12 protein-coding genes and 1 pseudogene are annotated in these 15,410 nt (G+C 71.3%); 11 read left to right on the forward strand and 2 right to left on the reverse strand.

Annotation, left to right across the window (positions count from 1 at the left end):
- Positions 1 to 15: 15 nt before the first annotated feature.
- The 4 genes and pseudogenes from IF04_RS35945 to IF04_RS40275 all read left to right on the forward strand — a co-directional run.
- The gene (locus IF04_RS35945) at positions 16 to 600 is read left to right on the forward strand and encodes a type II secretion system F family protein (protein WP_342668214.1); all 585 of its coding nucleotides are present in this window, start codon (positions 16 to 18) and stop codon (positions 598 to 600) included.
- Between the two features lie 357 nt (positions 601 to 957).
- Positions 958 to 1,194 (forward strand): DUF4244 domain-containing protein, encoded by a 237-nt coding sequence (locus tag IF04_RS39885; protein ID WP_425428435.1) that lies wholly within the window; start codon positions 958 to 960, stop codon positions 1,192 to 1,194.
- An 82-nt stretch (positions 1,195 to 1,276) separates the two neighbouring features.
- The gene (locus tag IF04_RS35955) at positions 1,277 to 1,603 is read left to right on the forward strand and encodes a TadE family type IV pilus minor pilin (RefSeq protein ID WP_037960241.1); all 327 of its coding nucleotides are present in this window, start codon (positions 1,277 to 1,279) and stop codon (positions 1,601 to 1,603) included.
- Positions 1,578 to 1,970: pseudogene (locus tag IF04_RS40275) on the forward strand (Rv3654c family TadE-like protein); the annotation flags it as partial. The gene IF04_RS35955 and the pseudogene IF04_RS40275, both read left to right, overlap by 26 nt.
- 56 nt (positions 1,971 to 2,026) lie before the next feature.
- On the opposite strand, the gene IF04_RS0121500 reads toward IF04_RS40275, so the two are convergent.
- Complete coding sequence (locus IF04_RS0121500) at positions 2,027 to 4,516, reverse strand: DEAD/DEAH box helicase (protein WP_030260171.1); 2,490 nt, start codon at positions 4,514 to 4,516, stop codon at positions 2,027 to 2,029.
- Between the two features lie 55 nt (positions 4,517 to 4,571).
- Here IF04_RS0121500 and bldG point away from each other — a divergent pair, with 55 nt between their 5' ends.
- The 6 genes from bldG (at position 4,572) to IF04_RS0121530 (ending at position 11,490) form a co-directional block, all read left to right on the forward strand.
- The gene (gene bldG, locus IF04_RS0121505) at positions 4,572 to 4,913 is read left to right on the forward strand and encodes an anti-sigma factor antagonist BldG (RefSeq protein WP_030260174.1); all 342 of its coding nucleotides are present in this window, start codon (positions 4,572 to 4,574) and stop codon (positions 4,911 to 4,913) included.
- Positions 4,914 to 5,023: 110 nt separating this feature from the next.
- Positions 5,024 to 5,476, forward strand: coding sequence for an ATP-binding protein (locus tag IF04_RS0121510; RefSeq protein WP_030260176.1), 453 nt, complete (start codon positions 5,024 to 5,026; stop codon positions 5,474 to 5,476).
- A gap of 740 nt (positions 5,477 to 6,216) precedes the next feature.
- Positions 6,217 to 8,613 carry a sodium-translocating pyrophosphatase gene (locus IF04_RS0121515; protein WP_030260179.1) on the forward strand — a complete coding sequence of 799 codons (2,397 nt, stop codon included), beginning with the start codon at positions 6,217 to 6,219 and terminating at the stop codon, positions 8,611 to 8,613.
- Positions 8,614 to 8,827: 214 nt separating this feature from the next.
- Positions 8,828 to 9,400 carry a hypothetical protein gene (locus tag IF04_RS0121520; RefSeq protein ID WP_030260182.1) on the forward strand — a complete coding sequence of 191 codons (573 nt, stop codon included), beginning with the start codon at positions 8,828 to 8,830 and terminating at the stop codon, positions 9,398 to 9,400.
- A gap of 144 nt (positions 9,401 to 9,544) precedes the next feature.
- Entirely contained in the window at positions 9,545 to 11,137 is a 1,593-nt protein-coding gene (locus IF04_RS0121525) for a DUF7059 domain-containing protein (protein ID WP_037960071.1), read from the forward strand.
- Between the two features lie 155 nt (positions 11,138 to 11,292).
- Positions 11,293 to 11,490 (forward strand): hypothetical protein, encoded by a 198-nt coding sequence (locus IF04_RS0121530; protein ID WP_030260188.1) that lies wholly within the window; start codon positions 11,293 to 11,295, stop codon positions 11,488 to 11,490.
- 55 nt (positions 11,491 to 11,545) lie between these two features.
- Here IF04_RS0121530 and IF04_RS0121535 read toward each other — a convergent pair whose 3' ends face one another.
- Positions 11,546 to 12,040 (reverse strand): DUF2752 domain-containing protein, encoded by a 495-nt coding sequence (locus tag IF04_RS0121535; protein WP_030260194.1) that lies wholly within the window; start codon positions 12,038 to 12,040, stop codon positions 11,546 to 11,548.
- Positions 12,041 to 12,532: 492 nt separating this feature from the next.
- Here IF04_RS0121535 and topA point away from each other — a divergent pair, with 492 nt between their 5' ends.
- Complete coding sequence (gene topA / locus IF04_RS0121540) at positions 12,533 to 15,361, forward strand: type I DNA topoisomerase (RefSeq protein ID WP_030260198.1); 2,829 nt, start codon at positions 12,533 to 12,535, stop codon at positions 15,359 to 15,361.
- Positions 15,362 to 15,410: the final 49 nt, after the last annotated feature.

Raw genomic sequence — 15,410 nt, forward strand, 5'->3', positions numbered from 1 at the left:
GTTCGGGAGTGGGTCGTGGTGGCCGCCGCGGCGGGTGTCGGCCTTGCGCTGGTCGGCGGGGTCCCCGGTGCCGTACTGGGAGCCGTGGGCGCGTACGCCACGCGAGGTCATCGGCGCCGGGCCCGGGTCCGCTCCGCCGCCCGAGCGGCGGAGGCCGCCGTACGGGAGCAACTGGCCACCGCCGCCGATCTGCTGGCCGGCTGTCTCGCGGCGGGGGCGAGCCCCGGAGAAGCGGCGGCCGCGGTGGGCGAGTCCCTGCGCGGCCCGGTCGGTGAACGGCTGCGCCATACCGCGGCGGAGCTGCGCCTCGGGGGTGAAGCGGCTGCGAGCTGGGGGCGGTTCGCGGAGCTGCCGGGAGCACGGGAGTTGGGGCGCTGCCTGGCGCGCGCCGGGATATCCGGCGTGCCGGCCGTCGAGTCGGTCGCGCGGATCGCGGCGGACCTGCGGTCCGAGTGGGGCCGCGCGGCAACGGAGGCGGCGCGCAAGGCGGGTGTGCTCGTGACCCTGCCGCTGGCGGCGTGTTTCCTGCCGGCCTTCCTGACGATCGGGGTGGCCCCGGTCCTCGTCGGTTTGGCCCAGGGCCTGCTCCCTCACGTGTGACGACCAACAACCAACAACCAGTGGCCAATGGCCAACGAATCCACCGAACCAACGACCAGCAACAACAGAACTGAGCAACTGCCAGTCCATCAGGGGGATCTCATGACGACCGCAGCACGTAAGCCGTCCGGACAGCCGACGACGCCGTCCGAGAAGGCGCTGGACATCGCGACGACGGGCGGACAGGGGGCCGCCGCGCCACCGGAAGAGCGAACTGCCGTGCCCGCGTGGGCTGCCGCGGCAGGCAGCGCCGTACGCGAGGCGAGGGCAGGGACAACAACAGCAGCCGGAGTGACGGTGGCCGGCGGGCCCGCGGGGTGGGCCGCTTGGGCCGCCTCGTGTCTCGACTACAGGAAGGTGAAGGGGCGGCTGGCGGCGAGGCGCCGGGCCGGGTGCTTCGGGGGCGAGTGGGGGCGGCGTCGGCGTGCCGCGCTGCGGCAGAAGCTGGACCGCGGGATGACGACGGCCGAGTACGCCATGGGGACGCTGGCGGCCTGTGCGTTCGCCGCGGTGCTCTTCAAGGTCGTGACGAGCGGGGCGGTGAGCTCGGCCCTGAGCTCGGTGATCGGCAAGGCACTCCATGTCCAGGTCTGACCCGGTCGGCGGGGCCGCCGAGCCGAGAGCCGTGCCGCCGAAGCCGACAGCCGTGTCGCTGAAGGCGGCTGCCGACCGGGGGATGGTGACGGCCGAGGCGGCGGTGGTGATTCCGACGCTGGTGCTGTTCGTGGCCATGCTCCTGTGGGGCCTGATGGCGGTGTGCGCGCAGATCCAGTGCGTGGACGCGGCCCGTGCCGGGGCCAGAGCCGCGGCGCGGGCGGAGCCCGAGGGCGCCACGCTGGCAACGGCCCGGGCGGCCGCCCCGCGTGGGGCGCGGGTGGCGCTGGGGCGAGAAGGCGACCTGGTGCGCGTACGGGTCGAGGCTGCGGCTCCGGCGCTGGGGCCGCTGGCCATGACTCTCAGAGGGGAGGCGGTCGCTCTTGCTGAGGAGACGGTGGGGTGGTGAGCCGCGGCGGGGAAGCCGCGGTGAGCTGCCGATACGGCGCAGTCGTGAGCTGTGGAAACGGCAGGGAGACAAGGGCTCCGCGACGGTCTGGGTGGCTGTGAGCAGCATGGCGCTGTGCGCAGTGTTCGCCGTGGTGATCGTGCTGGGGCAGGCCGTGATGGCCCGTCACAGGGCAGGAGCGGCAGCGGACCTGGCGGCTCTGGCCGCCTCGGCGCGGAGCGTGTACGGAGAGGGGGAGGCGTGCGGCGCGGCCCGTAAGGTCGCGGTGGCGCAGGGGGCCCGGCTGGTGCGGTGCGCGGTACGGGCGGCGGTCGCGGACGTGTCGGCCGAGGCCCGCGCGGGACCGTTCGCCCCGCGCATCCGCTCCCGGGCGGGCCCGGCGGACGCGCCCCTGAACCCGACCGGGGTGCCCCCGCCCCGAAATCAGCCGCTGCCGTCCCCACCGGCCCCCGCCCCCGAGTCCGCTCCTGCCCCAGCTCCCGTCGCCCCCCGCAGCAGCTCCGTAAGCAAGCGGACCGCGCCTCGTTTGTGGAGTGGTTCGTTGCCGTTGCCGCATTTGGGGGACTGGATGCAGGAGGGGCAGCCGGCGTCGCACTCGCAGGAGGCGATGGCCTGGCGGGTGGCGGTGAGCCATTCGGCCGCGGTGTGGAAGGCGCGTTCCGCGAAGCCCGCGCCGCCGGGGTGGCCGTCGTAGACGAAGACCGTCGGGAGGAGCGTGTCCGGGTGCAGGGGCACGGAGACGCCGCCGATGTCCCAGCGGTCGCAGGTGGCGAAGAGCGGAAGGATGCCGATGGAGGCGTGTTCGGCGGCGTGCAGGGCGCCGCCCAGCTGTTCCGGATTGACCCGGGCCGCGTCGAGCTGGTCCTCGGTCATGGTCCACCACACGGCGCGGGTGCGCAGCGTACGCGGCGGGAGGTCGAGTTTGGTCTCGCCGAGTACCTCACCCGTGATCAGTTTTCGGCGCAGATAGGAGACGACCTGGTTGGTGACCTCGACGGAGCCGAAGCACAGGCGCGCGTCGCCCCACGGCACCTCGGTGTCGGTCTCCAGGATGGAGATGGCGGTGGTGTCGCGGGCGGTCGTGGACCAGGGCGGTGTGGACTCCTCGACCAGGGCGACGCTGTCCTCGAGGTCCAAGTGCTGCACGACGTACGTACGGCCCTGGTGCAGGTGGACCGCGCCTTCGTGGACGGTGGAGTGCGCGGCGGCCTCGTCCACCGTGCCCAGCAGCCGGCCGGTGGCGGCCTCCACGACCTGGACGGGGGAGCCGCCCTGGCCGCGGATGTCGGTGAGGTCGGCGGCGCGTTCGCGGCGGGTCCAGTACCAGGACTTCCCGCGGCGGCGCAGCAGCCGGCGGCGTTCCAGGCCCGCGAGCACGTCGGGAGCTTCCGGACCGAAGAGGGCCAAGTCCTCCTCCCCGAGCGGGATCTCCGCCGCGGCGGCGCACAGGTGGGGCCAGAGGACGTACGGATTGTCGGGGTCGAGGACGGTCGACTCGACCGGCTGGGAGAAGAGGGCTTCGGGATGGTGGACGAGGTAGGTGTCCAGGGGATCGTCGCGGGCGACGAGCACGGCGAGCGCGCCCTGACCGGCCCGGCCCGCGCGGCCCGCCTGCTGCCACAGGGACGCGCGGGTGCCGGGATAGCCCGCGATGAGGACGGCGTCCAGGCCGGAGACGTCGATACCCAGTTCGAGTGCCGTGGTGGCGGCGAGCCCGAGGAGGTCGCCGGTGTGCAGGGCGCGCTCCAGGGCGCGGCGCTCCTCGGGGAGATAGCCGCCCCGGTAGGCGGCCACGCGGCCGGGCAGCGATCCGTCGACCTCCGCGAGGCGTTCCTGCGCGATCAGGGCGATCAGCTCGGCGCCGCGCCGGGAGCGTACGAAGGCGACGCTGCGGACGCCCTGCACGGCGAGGTCGGTGAGCAGGTCGGCGGTCTCGGCGGTGGCGGTGCGGCGTACGGGAGCGCCCTGCTCGCCGTGCAGGTCCGTCAGCGGCGGCTCCCACAGGGCGAAGACGACCTCCCCGCGCGGCGAGGTGTCCTCGGTGATCTGCACGACAGGGCGGCCGATGAGCCGGGCGGCGGAGTCGGCGGGCTCGGCGGAGGTGGCGGAGGCCAGCAGGAAGACCGGTTCCGAGCCGTAGCGCGCGCAGATCCGGCGCAGCCGGCGTATCACCTGCGCGACGTGGGACCCGAAGACGCCACGGTAGGTGTGGCACTCGTCGATGACCACGTAGCGCAGCGCGCGCAGGAAGGAGGACCAGCGGGGGTGGGCCGGGAGGATGCCGCGGTGCAGCATATCGGGGTTGGTGAGGACGTAATTGCCGTACTGACGCACCCATTCGCGTTCTTCGACCGGCGTGTCGCCGTCGTACACGGCCGGGCGGATCGCCGTGCCCAGCGGGGCGGCCAGATCGCGTACGGCGCGCCGCTGGTCGGCGGCGAGCGCCTTGGTGGGAGCGAGGTACAGCGCGGTCGTCCCCCGCCCGTTGGGCGCCTCGGAGCCGTCCAGCAGCCCCGACAGCACGGGGGCGAGGTACGCCAGCGATTTTCCGGAGGCGGTGCCGGTGGCCACGATGACCGACTCGCCGCGCAACGCGTGTTCTGCCGTGCGGGCTTGGTGACTCCAGGGACGCTCGATGCCGGCGGTACGGATGGCGTCGATCACTTCCGTACGGATAGATGCGGGCCAGTCGGCATGGCTGCCGATCCGCGGGGGCAAGTGCTCCGTATGGGTGATGCGCGTAGCGCGGATCTCTCCCCTGGCGAGACGGTCGAGGACCATGCCCGGGGAGGGGCGCGCACCCGCATCCGGCGGCGGTTGATTGGAGGCCATCGGCACCGAGTGTGTCACCGGAGTGACGGACAATGCTCTTAAGGCGTCGTGCGCGCCTGCTGGTAAGTGATTGAATGCCATCGCGGCTGCCGATCCATGGGGGGCGACCGCTCGATAGCAAGGTGCTGGAGGATCCGTGGACCTGTCCCTGTCGACCCGTACCGTTGGCGACCGTACGGTCGTCGACGTCGGTGGCGAGATTGATGTATACACCGCGCCCAAGCTGCGTGAGCAGCTGGTCGAGCTCGTGAACGACGGCAGCTACCACCTCGTGGTGGACATGGAGCGCGTCGACTTCCTCGACTCCACCGGGCTCGGTGTGCTGGTGGGTGGCCTGAAGCGGGTGCGTGCCCATGAGGGCTCGCTGCGCCTGGTCTGCAACCAGGAGCGCATTCTTAAGATCTTCCGTATTACCGGACTGACGAAGGTGTTCCCGATTCACACCTCGGTCGACGAGGCCGTGGCGGCAACCGACTGACGGCTGTCCGGTGCCCCGTGCCCTGTGCACGGGGGCAGGAAGCAGTGGGGGGTACCGGACGACGCGTCCGGCCCCCTGCGTAGCACGCCCGCATATCGAGGGGGATGGCAATGGCCACCGTCGAACTTCGTTTCAGCGCCCTGCCCGAACACGTACGGACCGCGCGTCTGGTCGCGGCCGCCGTGGCGCGACGGGCCGGGGTGGACGAGGCGGTGCTCGACGAGGTCCGCCTCGCCGTCGGTGAGGCATGCAGCCGTGCGGTGGGTCTGCACCGCAGTAACGACGTCGCCGCGCCCATCACGGTCATGCTGATCGAGGACGAGAAGAAGTTCTCCATCGAGGTCGGTGATGAGGTGCCGGGGACGCCCGTCGGATCCGTGCCGGGCGTCCAGGGCGCTGACGGCGAGCCGGACGGCGCGGAATCCGCGGCCGACGAGGCCGAGGACGAGATGGGCCTCGCGGTGATCAGCGGTCTGGTCGACGACGTCGAGGTGTCCTCCACCGAGACCGGTGGTGTGATCCGCATGAGCTGGCCGACGGTCCCGGACCCGGTACTGCCGTAAGCGTCTCCGTCTTCACCCGGGAGCCGGCGAGCCCGCCCTGGCATCGGCCGAGGCGCCCGCCCTGGCGTCGGACGCGCCGTAGCCCCGACGGCTGCAGGCCGCCAAGCGCCTGACAGCGCCCCCTGAGAGCCGCGCACTGCCCGGCTGCCCCGGACCGCACGCCGCGCCGCCCCGAGCCGCCAAGCAGCCGCGAGAGGCCGTCAGCAGCCAGGACAAGCCGCCAGCAGCCACGACAAGCGGCCGTCCGCCGGGGCCGGCCGGAAGCCGTCCCGCGTCCACTGACCCGCCCCGCTCCTACTTGTGCCGTACGGCGGTCCATCCCCTTCCCGTGCGTGGCAGCCCCGCGCGCAGCTGTACCGGCGGGCCTACGCCTGCGCCTACACGTTCGTACGCGTCCGCACACGTGAGCCGTCCCGTCGGCGCCGGGCGCCGGAGCGGAGGCCGCGGCTCCGCGGTGCGCCCCGTACGGCCTGCGCGAAAAGGATCTCGCGCGGCTGCTCTGAGCAGCGGTGTTCAATAGGACAGCGAGATCATCCGGATGTGGTCAGCGAATTTGCTGCATTCCGTCTTTCGGGCGAATTCTCGCAGCGATCACCTATTGATCTTCGCGGCTGCAGGCGAATTCCCTTTGAGGCGTACTGTTTTGATCTAGTGCGGCTCCCTACAATCCGTCCACATCTTTGCTCAGGACGCCTGAGCGTGCATTCGCGCGCCCATGTGCCAAACGTCAAGGAGGACGAATGGCGGGGCCTTACACCCCTCAGATGCTCGACACCCCCACATACCTGGCCGAGCCATCGCTGACGAGCGGCAACCGCGGCATGGTGCTGGTGATCGCCCTCGTGGCGCTGGCGGCGCTCGCCGTCGCGGCCGTACTGGTACGGCAAGTGCTCGCGGCCGGCGAGGGCACCGACAGTATGAAGAAGATCGCCGCTGCCGTGCAGGAAGGCGCCAATGCCTATCTCCAGCGGCAGTTGCGCACCCTCGGCGTATTCGCCGTCGTGGTGTTCTTCCTGCTCATGCTGCTGCCCGCCGACAACTGGACGCAGCGCATCGGACGCAGCGCCTTCTTCTTGATCGGCGCGGGATTCTCCGCGGCCACCGGCTATATCGGCATGTGGCTCGCGGTACGCAGCAATGTGCGCGTCGCCGCGGCCGCCCGCGAAGCCACTCCGGCCGAAGGGGATACGTCGCCGCGCGATCTGACGGCCGTTTCGCACAAGGCGATGAAGATCGCGTTCCGTACGGGCGGGGTCGTCGGCATGTTCACGGTGGGCCTCGGCCTGCTGGGCGCCTCCTGCGTCGTCCTCGTGTACGCGGTGGACGCCCCGAAGGTGCTGGAAGGCTTCGGTCTGGGCGCCGCGCTGATCGCCATGTTCATGCGAGTCGGTGGCGGCATCTTCACCAAGGCCGCCGACGTCGGCGCCGACCTGGTCGGCAAGGTCGAGCAGGGCATCCCCGAGGACGACCCGCGCAACGCCGCGACCATCGCGGACAACGTGGGCGACAACGTCGGCGACTGCGCCGGTATGGCCGCCGACCTGTTCGAGTCGTACGCGGTCACCCTGGTCGCCGCGCTGATCCTCGGCATGGCCGCCTTCGGCGACGCCGGTCTCGCCTTCCCGCTGCTCGTTCCGGCCATCGGCGTCGTCACGGCGATGATCGGCATCTTCGTCGTCGCGCCCCGGCGCTCCGACCGCAGCGGCATGACCGCCATCAACCGCGGCTTCTTCATCTCCGCCGCGATCTCGCTGGTACTGGTGGCCATCGCCGCCTTCACGTACCTGCCGTCCACCTACGCGGGCCTGACCGGCGTCACCGACGAAGCGATCACCGGACGCTCCGGCGACCCGCGGATCATGGCACTGGTCGCGGTCGCCATCGGCATCGTGCTCGCCGCGCTCATCCAGCAGCTGACCGGCTACTTCACCGAGACCAACCGGCGCCCCGTACGGGACATCGGCAAGACCTCGCTGACCGGTCCCGCGACCGTCGTGCTGTCGGGCATCTCCATCGGTCTGGAGTCGGCGGTCTACTCGGCCGTGCTGATCGGTCTCGCCGTGTACGGCGCGTTCCTGCTGGGCGGTACGTCCATCATGCTGGCGCTGTTCGCGGTCGCGCTGGCCGGTACGGGCCTGCTGACCACGGTCGGCGTCATCGTCGCCATGGACACCTTCGGGCCGGTCTCCGACAACGCGCAGGGCATCGCCGAGATGTCCGGTGACGTCACGGGCGACGGCGCGCAGGTGCTCACCGACCTGGACGCGGTGGGCAACACCACCAAGGCCATCACCAAGGGCATCGCGATCGCCACGGCGGTGCTCGCGGCGGCCGCGCTGTTCGGTTCGTACCGGGAGGCGATCGCCAAGGCCGTGGGGGAGGTGGGTGACGCCGCCAAGGGCATGGGGCTGAGCCTGGACATCTCGCAGCCCAACAACCTCGTCGGGCTGATCCTGGGTGCCGCGGTCGTCTTCCTCTTCTCGGGGCTGGCGATCAACGCGGTGTCCCGGTCGGCCGGTTCGGTGGTCTTCGAGGTGCGCCGGCAGTTCCGCGAGCACCCCGGGATCATGGACTACACCGAGAAGCCCGAATACGGGCGCGTCGTCGACATCTGCACCAAGGACGCGCTCCGCGAGCTGACGACCCCCGGCCTGCTGGCGGTGCTCACCCCCATCGCGGTCGGCTTCTCGCTCGGCGTCGGCGCGCTCGGCTCGTTCCTGGCGGGTGCGATCGGTACCGGCACCCTGATGGCGGTGTTCCTCGCCAACTCCGGCGGCGCCTGGGACAACGCCAAGAAGCTGGTCGAGGACGGCCACCACGGCGGCAAGGGCAGTGAGGCGCACGCGGCGACCGTCATCGGTGACACCGTGGGCGACCCGTTCAAGGACACCGCGGGCCCCGCGATCAACCCGCTGCTGAAGGTGATGAACCTCGTGGCGCTGCTGATCGCGCCGGCCGTGGTGAAGTTCAGCTACGGCAACGACGCGAACGCCGGTGTACGGATCGGGGTCGCGGTACTCGCGATGCTCATCATCGTGGGCGCCGTGTACGTCTCCAAGCGCCGCGGCATCGCCGTGGGTGACGAAGACAACTCGGGGAAGGTCGCTCAGACGGCCGACCCGGCGGTCGCCTCCTAGCGGGCGACCGGCACAGCCGCTCAACGGGCGGGTGCGCGAGGTGTTTTGTACGCCTCGCGCACCCGCCCGTCGGCGTGCCGGGAACGAGAGGTATCGGTCACCGTCCCTTGGTGCAAATGGCTTCAATGCGGGTCGTACCGGATGCTCGTCTCATGGTCAAAGCACTCTGGGCGTGTATGTTCCGGGGCCGAGAGCCATGGAAGGGACCAATCCGGTGAACAAGAAGCTTGTGGCTGCACTGTCCGGCGGTGCGGCACTGGTACTCGCGCTGAGCGGCTGCAGCGACGACAGCAACAAGAAGCTCGACGACTGGGCCAAGCGTTTCTGCGACCCGGCGCAGGCCCAGTTCAAGCAGATCCAGGACGCCAACGCGTCGATGCAGACTGCTGACGACGGCAGCACCGACTCCAAGAAGGTCCAGCAGACCGACTCCCAGGCGTTCCAGAAGATCTCGGACGCGTACGGCTCGCTGGCGCAGTCCCTGAAGAAGGCCGGCGCCCCGCCGGTCGACGGCGGCGCGGCGGACCAGAAGAACGCCGTCAAGGAGCTGAACGGGCTCTCCTCGGGCTACGCGGACCTCAAGAAGCAGGTCGACGGGCTGGACACGAAGGACAAGCAGAAGTTCGCCGACGGGCTGCGCTCGCTCTCGGACGGCATCAACAAGCTCAACAAGAAGAGCGAGGCCGCCTTCAAGAAGCTGGAGTCCGGCGACGTCGGCAAGGCGATGGCGGGTCAGAAGGGCTGCCAGACGCAGAAGGCGACGGGCTCGCCCAAGAAGAGCTCCTGACCGACGCCGCGCCTACGGAGGCTGCGCCGGTCCTACGGACGCCCCGGCCGGTCCGATACGGAGAGGCACATCCGTACCGGACCGGCCGGGGCGCCGCCGTCGTGGCGGTGGTTCGCTGTCAGTGGTTGCCCTGACAATGGGAGCGTGAGTACGCACCTCCCCGTCGCAGACGACCGAGACCCCGAGTCCGCCGCCCGCACCTCCCGGCTGCGGGAGGCGCTGCTGGCCGCCGGCTTCACCGCCGACGGCCTGCTGGAGCTGCTCGGCGCCACCGCCTACGCCGCGCTGGCCCGCAGCGAGACCGTGCCGGCCCTGCGCGCCACGAGAGGCGAGAGTCCGCAGGCGACGCTGGCGCGGCTCTTCCTGCTCCAGCAGCCGGTGCCGGCAGCGCGCGCGGGTGCCGCGCTGCCCCTGGACGACTGCCTCGCCGACGGCTGGCTCGTCCGGGACGGCGACGAGGTGCGCGCCACCGTGGACGTACGGCCGTACGGCGGCCCCGAGGGCCAGGACTGGTGGATCGTCTCCGACCTGGGCTGCGCGGTCGGCGGCGCGGGCGGCATCGGCCGCGGCCCGTCCGGCGTGGACCGCTCCGAGCTGGTGCTCGGCGTGGGCGGCGCGTCCACGACCCTCGCCGGGCTCACGCTGCGCCCCGAGGGCGGCGACCCCGCCGCGGGCCCGTCGTTCGACTCCGTGCTCGACATCGGTACGGGCTCCGGCATCCAGGCGCTGCACGCCGCGCAGTACGCCACCCAGGTCACCGCCACGGACCTGAACCCGAGGGCGCTGCGCATCGCGGCCCTCACCCTCGCGCTCTCCGGTGCGCAGCCCGCCGACCTCCGGGAGGGCTCGCTGTTCGAGCCGGTCGGCGAGGAGACGTACGACCTGATCGTCTCGAATCCCCCCTTCGTGATCTCTCCCGGTGCGCGGCTGACCTACCGGGACGGCGGCATGGGCGGTGACGACCTGTGCCGCACGCTGGTGCAGCAGGCCGCCGGCCATCTGAACGACGGCGGGTACTGCCAGCTGCTGGCCAACTGGCAGCACGTCGAGGGCGAGGACTGGCGCGACCGGCTGCGCGAGTGGGTGCCGCGCGGCTGTGACGCCTGGATCGTGCAGCGCGAGGTGCAGGACGTCACGCAGTACGCCGAGCTGTGGCTGCGGGACGCCGGCGACCACCGGACGGGCCCGGAGGAGTACGCGGCGCGGTACGAGGCGTGGCTGGACGAGTTCGAGGCGCGCAAGACGAAGGCGGTCGGCTTCGGGTGGATCACGCTGCGCAAGTCCGGCGCCGAGGACCCCTCGATCACGATCGAGGAGTGGCCGCATCCGGTCGAGCAGCCGCTCGGCCCCGCGGTGCTGCGCCACTTCGAGCGCCAGGACTATCTGCGGGCCACGGACGACGCGGCGCTGCTGGCCGGACGGTTCAAGCTGGCCCCCGAGGTCGTGCAGGAGCAGGTCGGGCTGCCGGGCGCGGAGGACCCGGAGCATGTGGTGCTCCGTCAGAACCGCGGTATGCGGCGGGCCACGAAGGTCGACACGGTGGGCGCGGGCTTTGCCGGGGTCTGTGACGGCTCGCTGCCGGCCGGCCGCATCCTGGACGCGATCGCCCAACTGGTCGGCGAGGACCCGGTGATGCTGCGGGACCGCACGCCGGAGGCGATCCGGATGCTGGTCGAACAGGGCTTCCTGGAGCCGGTCAGCGGTCCGGTGGCGGCCGCGGCCCCCGGGGAGGGCTGACGCCGGAGGCGGGCTTACGGGGGACGGCGGGCTCACGGCGGCGCGTACCGGAGAAGCCGTACACACCGAGGATTGTGAAGCCCGTACGGGGGACTTGCCGCGCGCGTTCACCCGCTGTTCGCCCGCGGGCCGTACGGGAGTGCCAGGGTGCCCGCATGGAAAGTGGACCCGCGGTGTTCTCCGGTGCCGCCTTCGCGCTCTTCGGCAGCGGGCTGCTGCTGTGGCTGGTGGCGCGCGTCAGCTTCCGCGCGCCGGTCGCCCACGGCGTGAGCCGCCCACTCGCGGTGACCATGACCGCGCTCTTCGGCTCGCTGTTCCTGGCGGTCGGCTGCTGGCTGCTGTCCACCGCGTGAGCGCCGGTACCCGGCCCCGGCCGGGCGTACGTACCGGGCCCCGCCCGTGCGGCGGTCAGCCCACCACGTTCCGTACGACGCCCCAGACGATCGCGGTCGTCAGGACCGCGGCCAGGGCGCGCGGCGTCGGCCGGGGGCGGTAGCGGCGGCCCCGCAGCCCTTCGTAGAGCAGCCGCCCGCCCACGTACGCCGCGAGCGGCACTCCCAGGAGGAGCAGCGCCGCGTTGTCGTGGAAGGCCGCGAGCAGATCGCCGTGCAGCAGGTCGTAGACCATGCGGGTTCCGCCGCACACCGGACAGAGCAGACCGGTCATGGCGTTGAAGGGACAGCGCGGCAGCAGCTGACCCGGCTGGTGCGGGTCGGTGTGCCACAGATAGACGCAGGCCGCCGCCGTGAGACCGGTCACCGCCGCGGCGCCCAGCAGCGTCGCCCGCCGCACCCGTGGCCCGTCCTCCGACGCGCCCGGTGCGGCGTCCCCCGACGCGCCCGGGATCGGCGGCGCCGACGGCGCCGGTACCGCACCGGCGGGGACGTCCCGCTCGCTCGTCATGCCCTGTGCCCCCCGAAGCCGTCCGTGTGTGACCCGCCACCCATCCTGTCAGCCGTCCGCGTGCCGGTACCGGGCCCCCGGACGGCGCCGCCCGGCAGCCGTGCGCAGCCCCGGAAAGGCCCGGGAGAAAAGCGGACGGGACACGGAAACGGAATATCTTCCGTACCCCTTCCGTTCCAGCTCCGGAGCGTCTGCCGGAGCCGGATCCGGAGTATCCCCTTCCGTGGCACGCGGCGCCGTCGGCCGCCCCGTCGCGGTACCTTCCGCCGCCCCTCTGCGGCGCATGATCACGCCGAGTGGCGGGGGCCGTGGCGCGCGGTCCGGGCGGCATGAAGGCCCGGACTCGGGTTACCGTTCGAGTGGCGTTGTGGGCTTTTTCCGTTTGACACGGGGGCGGGATGTACCGTCACACTCCGCAGCGTCACCGCAGAGTCGCCCTCGGGAATCCCATTCCGAGGTACCCCCCAGCGCCGACCGGAGAGAAGAGCGAAGTTGTCCCCGACCAGCGACACCGCACAAGGCGGCGGCCGCCGACTCGTCATCGTCGAGTCGCCTGCCAAGGCGAAGACGATCAAGGGCTACCTCGGCCCTGGATACGTCGTCGAAGCGAGCGTCGGGCACATCCGTGACCTTCCGAACGGCGCCGCCGAGGTTCCGGCGAAGTACAAGGGCGAGCCCTGGGCCCGCCTCGGTGTGAACGTCGACGCCGATTTCCAGCCGATCTATGTCGTGAACAGCGACAAGAAGGACCAGGTCAAAAAGCTCAAGGAGCTGCTGGCCGAGTCCGACGAACTCTTCCTCGCCACCGATGAGGACCGCGAGGGCGAGGCCATCGCCTGGCATCTCCAGGAGATCCTCAAGCCCAAGGTCCCCGTCCACCGGATGGTCTTCCACGAGATCACCAAGGACGCCATCCGGGACGCCGTGGCGAACCCGCGCGAGCTGAACAAGAAGCTGGTCGACGCCCAGGAAACCCGCCGCATTCTCGACCGCCTCTACGGCTACGAGGTCTCGCCGGTCCTGTGGAAGAAGGTCATGCCGCGGCTGTCGGCCGGCCGCGTCCAGTCGGTGGCCACCCGTCTCGTCGTCGAGCGGGAGCGCGAGCGCATCGCCTTCCGCTCCGCCGAGTACTGGGACCTGACCGGCACTTTTGCCACCGGCCGCGAGGGCGACGCGAGTGACCCGGGCACCTTCGGGGCCCGCCTGACGACCGTCGACGGCCGCCGCGTGGCCCAGGGCCGCGACTTCGGCTCCGACGGCCGGCTCAAGTCCGACCAGGTCCTGCACCTGGACGAGGCGAACGCGCGGGCGCTGGCCGCGGCGCTGGAGGACACGCAGTTCTCCGTCCGCTCGGTCGAGTCCAAGCCGTACCGCCGCTCCCCGTACGCCCCCTTCCGTACGACGACGCTGCAGCAGGAGGCCAGCCGCAAGCTGGGCTTCGGTGCGAAGTCGACCATGCAGGTGGCCCAGAAGCTGTACGAGAACGGCTTCATCACCTACATGCGTACGGACTCCACGACGCTCTCCGACACCGCCATCGCGGCGGCCCGGGCGCAGGTCACGCAGCTCTACGGCGCCGACTACCTCCCGGAGAAGCCGCGCAGCTACGCCGGCAAGGTCAAGAACGCGCAGGAGGCGCACGAGGCGATCCGCCCCTCCGGCGACCGCTTCCGCACCCCTGCCGAGACCGGTCTGACCGGCGACCAGTTCCGGCTGTACGAGCTGATCTGGAAGCGGACCGTCGCGTCGCAGATGAAGGACGCCACCGGGAACAGCGTCACCGTCAAGCTCGGCGGCACGGCGAGCGACGGCCGCGACGCCGAGTTCAGCGCGTCCGGCAAGACCATCACCTTCCACGGCTTCCTGAAGGCGTACGTCGAGGGCGCGGACGACCCGAACGCCGAGCTGGACGACCGCGAGCGCCGGCTGCCGCAGGTCGCCGAGGGCGACGGGCTGACCGCCCGCGAGATGTCCGTCGACGGCCACGCCACCAAGCCGCCGGCCCGCTACACCGAAGCGACGCTGGTCAAGGAGCTGGAGGAGCGGGAGATCGGCCGCCCGTCGACGTACGCGTCGATCATCGGCACGATCCTGGACCGCGGCTACGTCTTCAAGAAGGGCACGGCCCTGGTGCCGTCCTTCCTGTCCTTCGCCGTGGTCAACCTCCTGGAGAAGCACTTCGGGCGGCTCGTCGACTACGACTTCACCGCCAAGATGGAGGACGACCTCGACCGCATCGCACGCGGCGAGGCCCAGTCCGTGCCGTGGCTGCGCCGCTTCTACTTCGGCGAGGGCGACGCCGCGGGCGCCGCCTCCGAGGCGGGCAACGGCGACGGCGACCACCTCGGCGGCCTGAAGGAGCTGGTCACGGACCTGGGCGCGATCGACGCCCGGGAGATCTCCTCCTTCCCGGTCGGCGACGGCATCATGCTGCGCGTGGGCCGCTACGGCCCGTACGTGGAGCGCGGCGAGAAGGACTCCGAGAACCACCAGCGTGCGGACGTCCCGGACGACCTCGCGCCCGACGAGCTGACGGTCGCGTACGCCGAGGAGCTGCTGGCCAAGCCCAGCGGCGACTTCGAGCTGGGCACGGACCCGGAGACCGGCCACCAGATCGTCGCCAAGGACGGCCGGTACGGCCCGTACGTCACCGAGATCCTGCCCGAGGGCACCCCGAAGACCGGCAAGAACGCGGTCAAGCCGCGCACCGCCTCGCTCTTCAAGTCGATGTCCCTGGACACCGTCACGCTGCAGGACGCGCTCAAGCTGATGTCGCTGCCGCGGGTCGTCGGCCAGGACGCCGAGGGCGTGGACATCACCGCGCAGAACGGCCGCTACGGCCCGTACCTGAAGAAGGGCACGGACTCGCGCTCCCTGGAGAGCGAGGAGCAGCTCTTCACCATCACGGTCGACGAGGCGCTGGAGATCTACTCCAAGCCCAAGCAGCGCGGCCGCGCCGCCGCCAAGCCGCCGCTGAAGGAGCTGGGCACGGACCCGGTCAGCGAGAAGCCGGTCGTGGTCAAGGACGGCCGCTTCGGCCCGTACGTGACGGACGGCGAGACGAACGCGACCCTGCGCCGTGACGACGACGTCGAAACGATCACGCCGGAGCGCGGCTACGAGCTCCTGGCGGAGAAGCGCGCCAAGGGCCCGGCCAAGAAGAAGACCGCCGCCAAGAAGACGACGGCGAAGAAGGCCCCGGCAAAGAAGACGGCGGCCAAGAAGACCGCCGCGAAGAAGACGACGGCGAAGAAGACGACCGCCAAGAAGACGACGGCGGCGAAGAAGACGGCCGCGAAGTCGGCGTCCGCCGACGACTGACCCACCCGGAAGTCGATCTCCTGTTCGGGGAGGGGCCCGGTGTGTCACC

Source organism: Streptomyces violens (assembly GCF_000717745.1).
Taxonomy (GTDB): Bacteria; Actinomycetota; Actinomycetes; order Streptomycetales; family Streptomycetaceae; genus Streptomyces; species Streptomyces violens.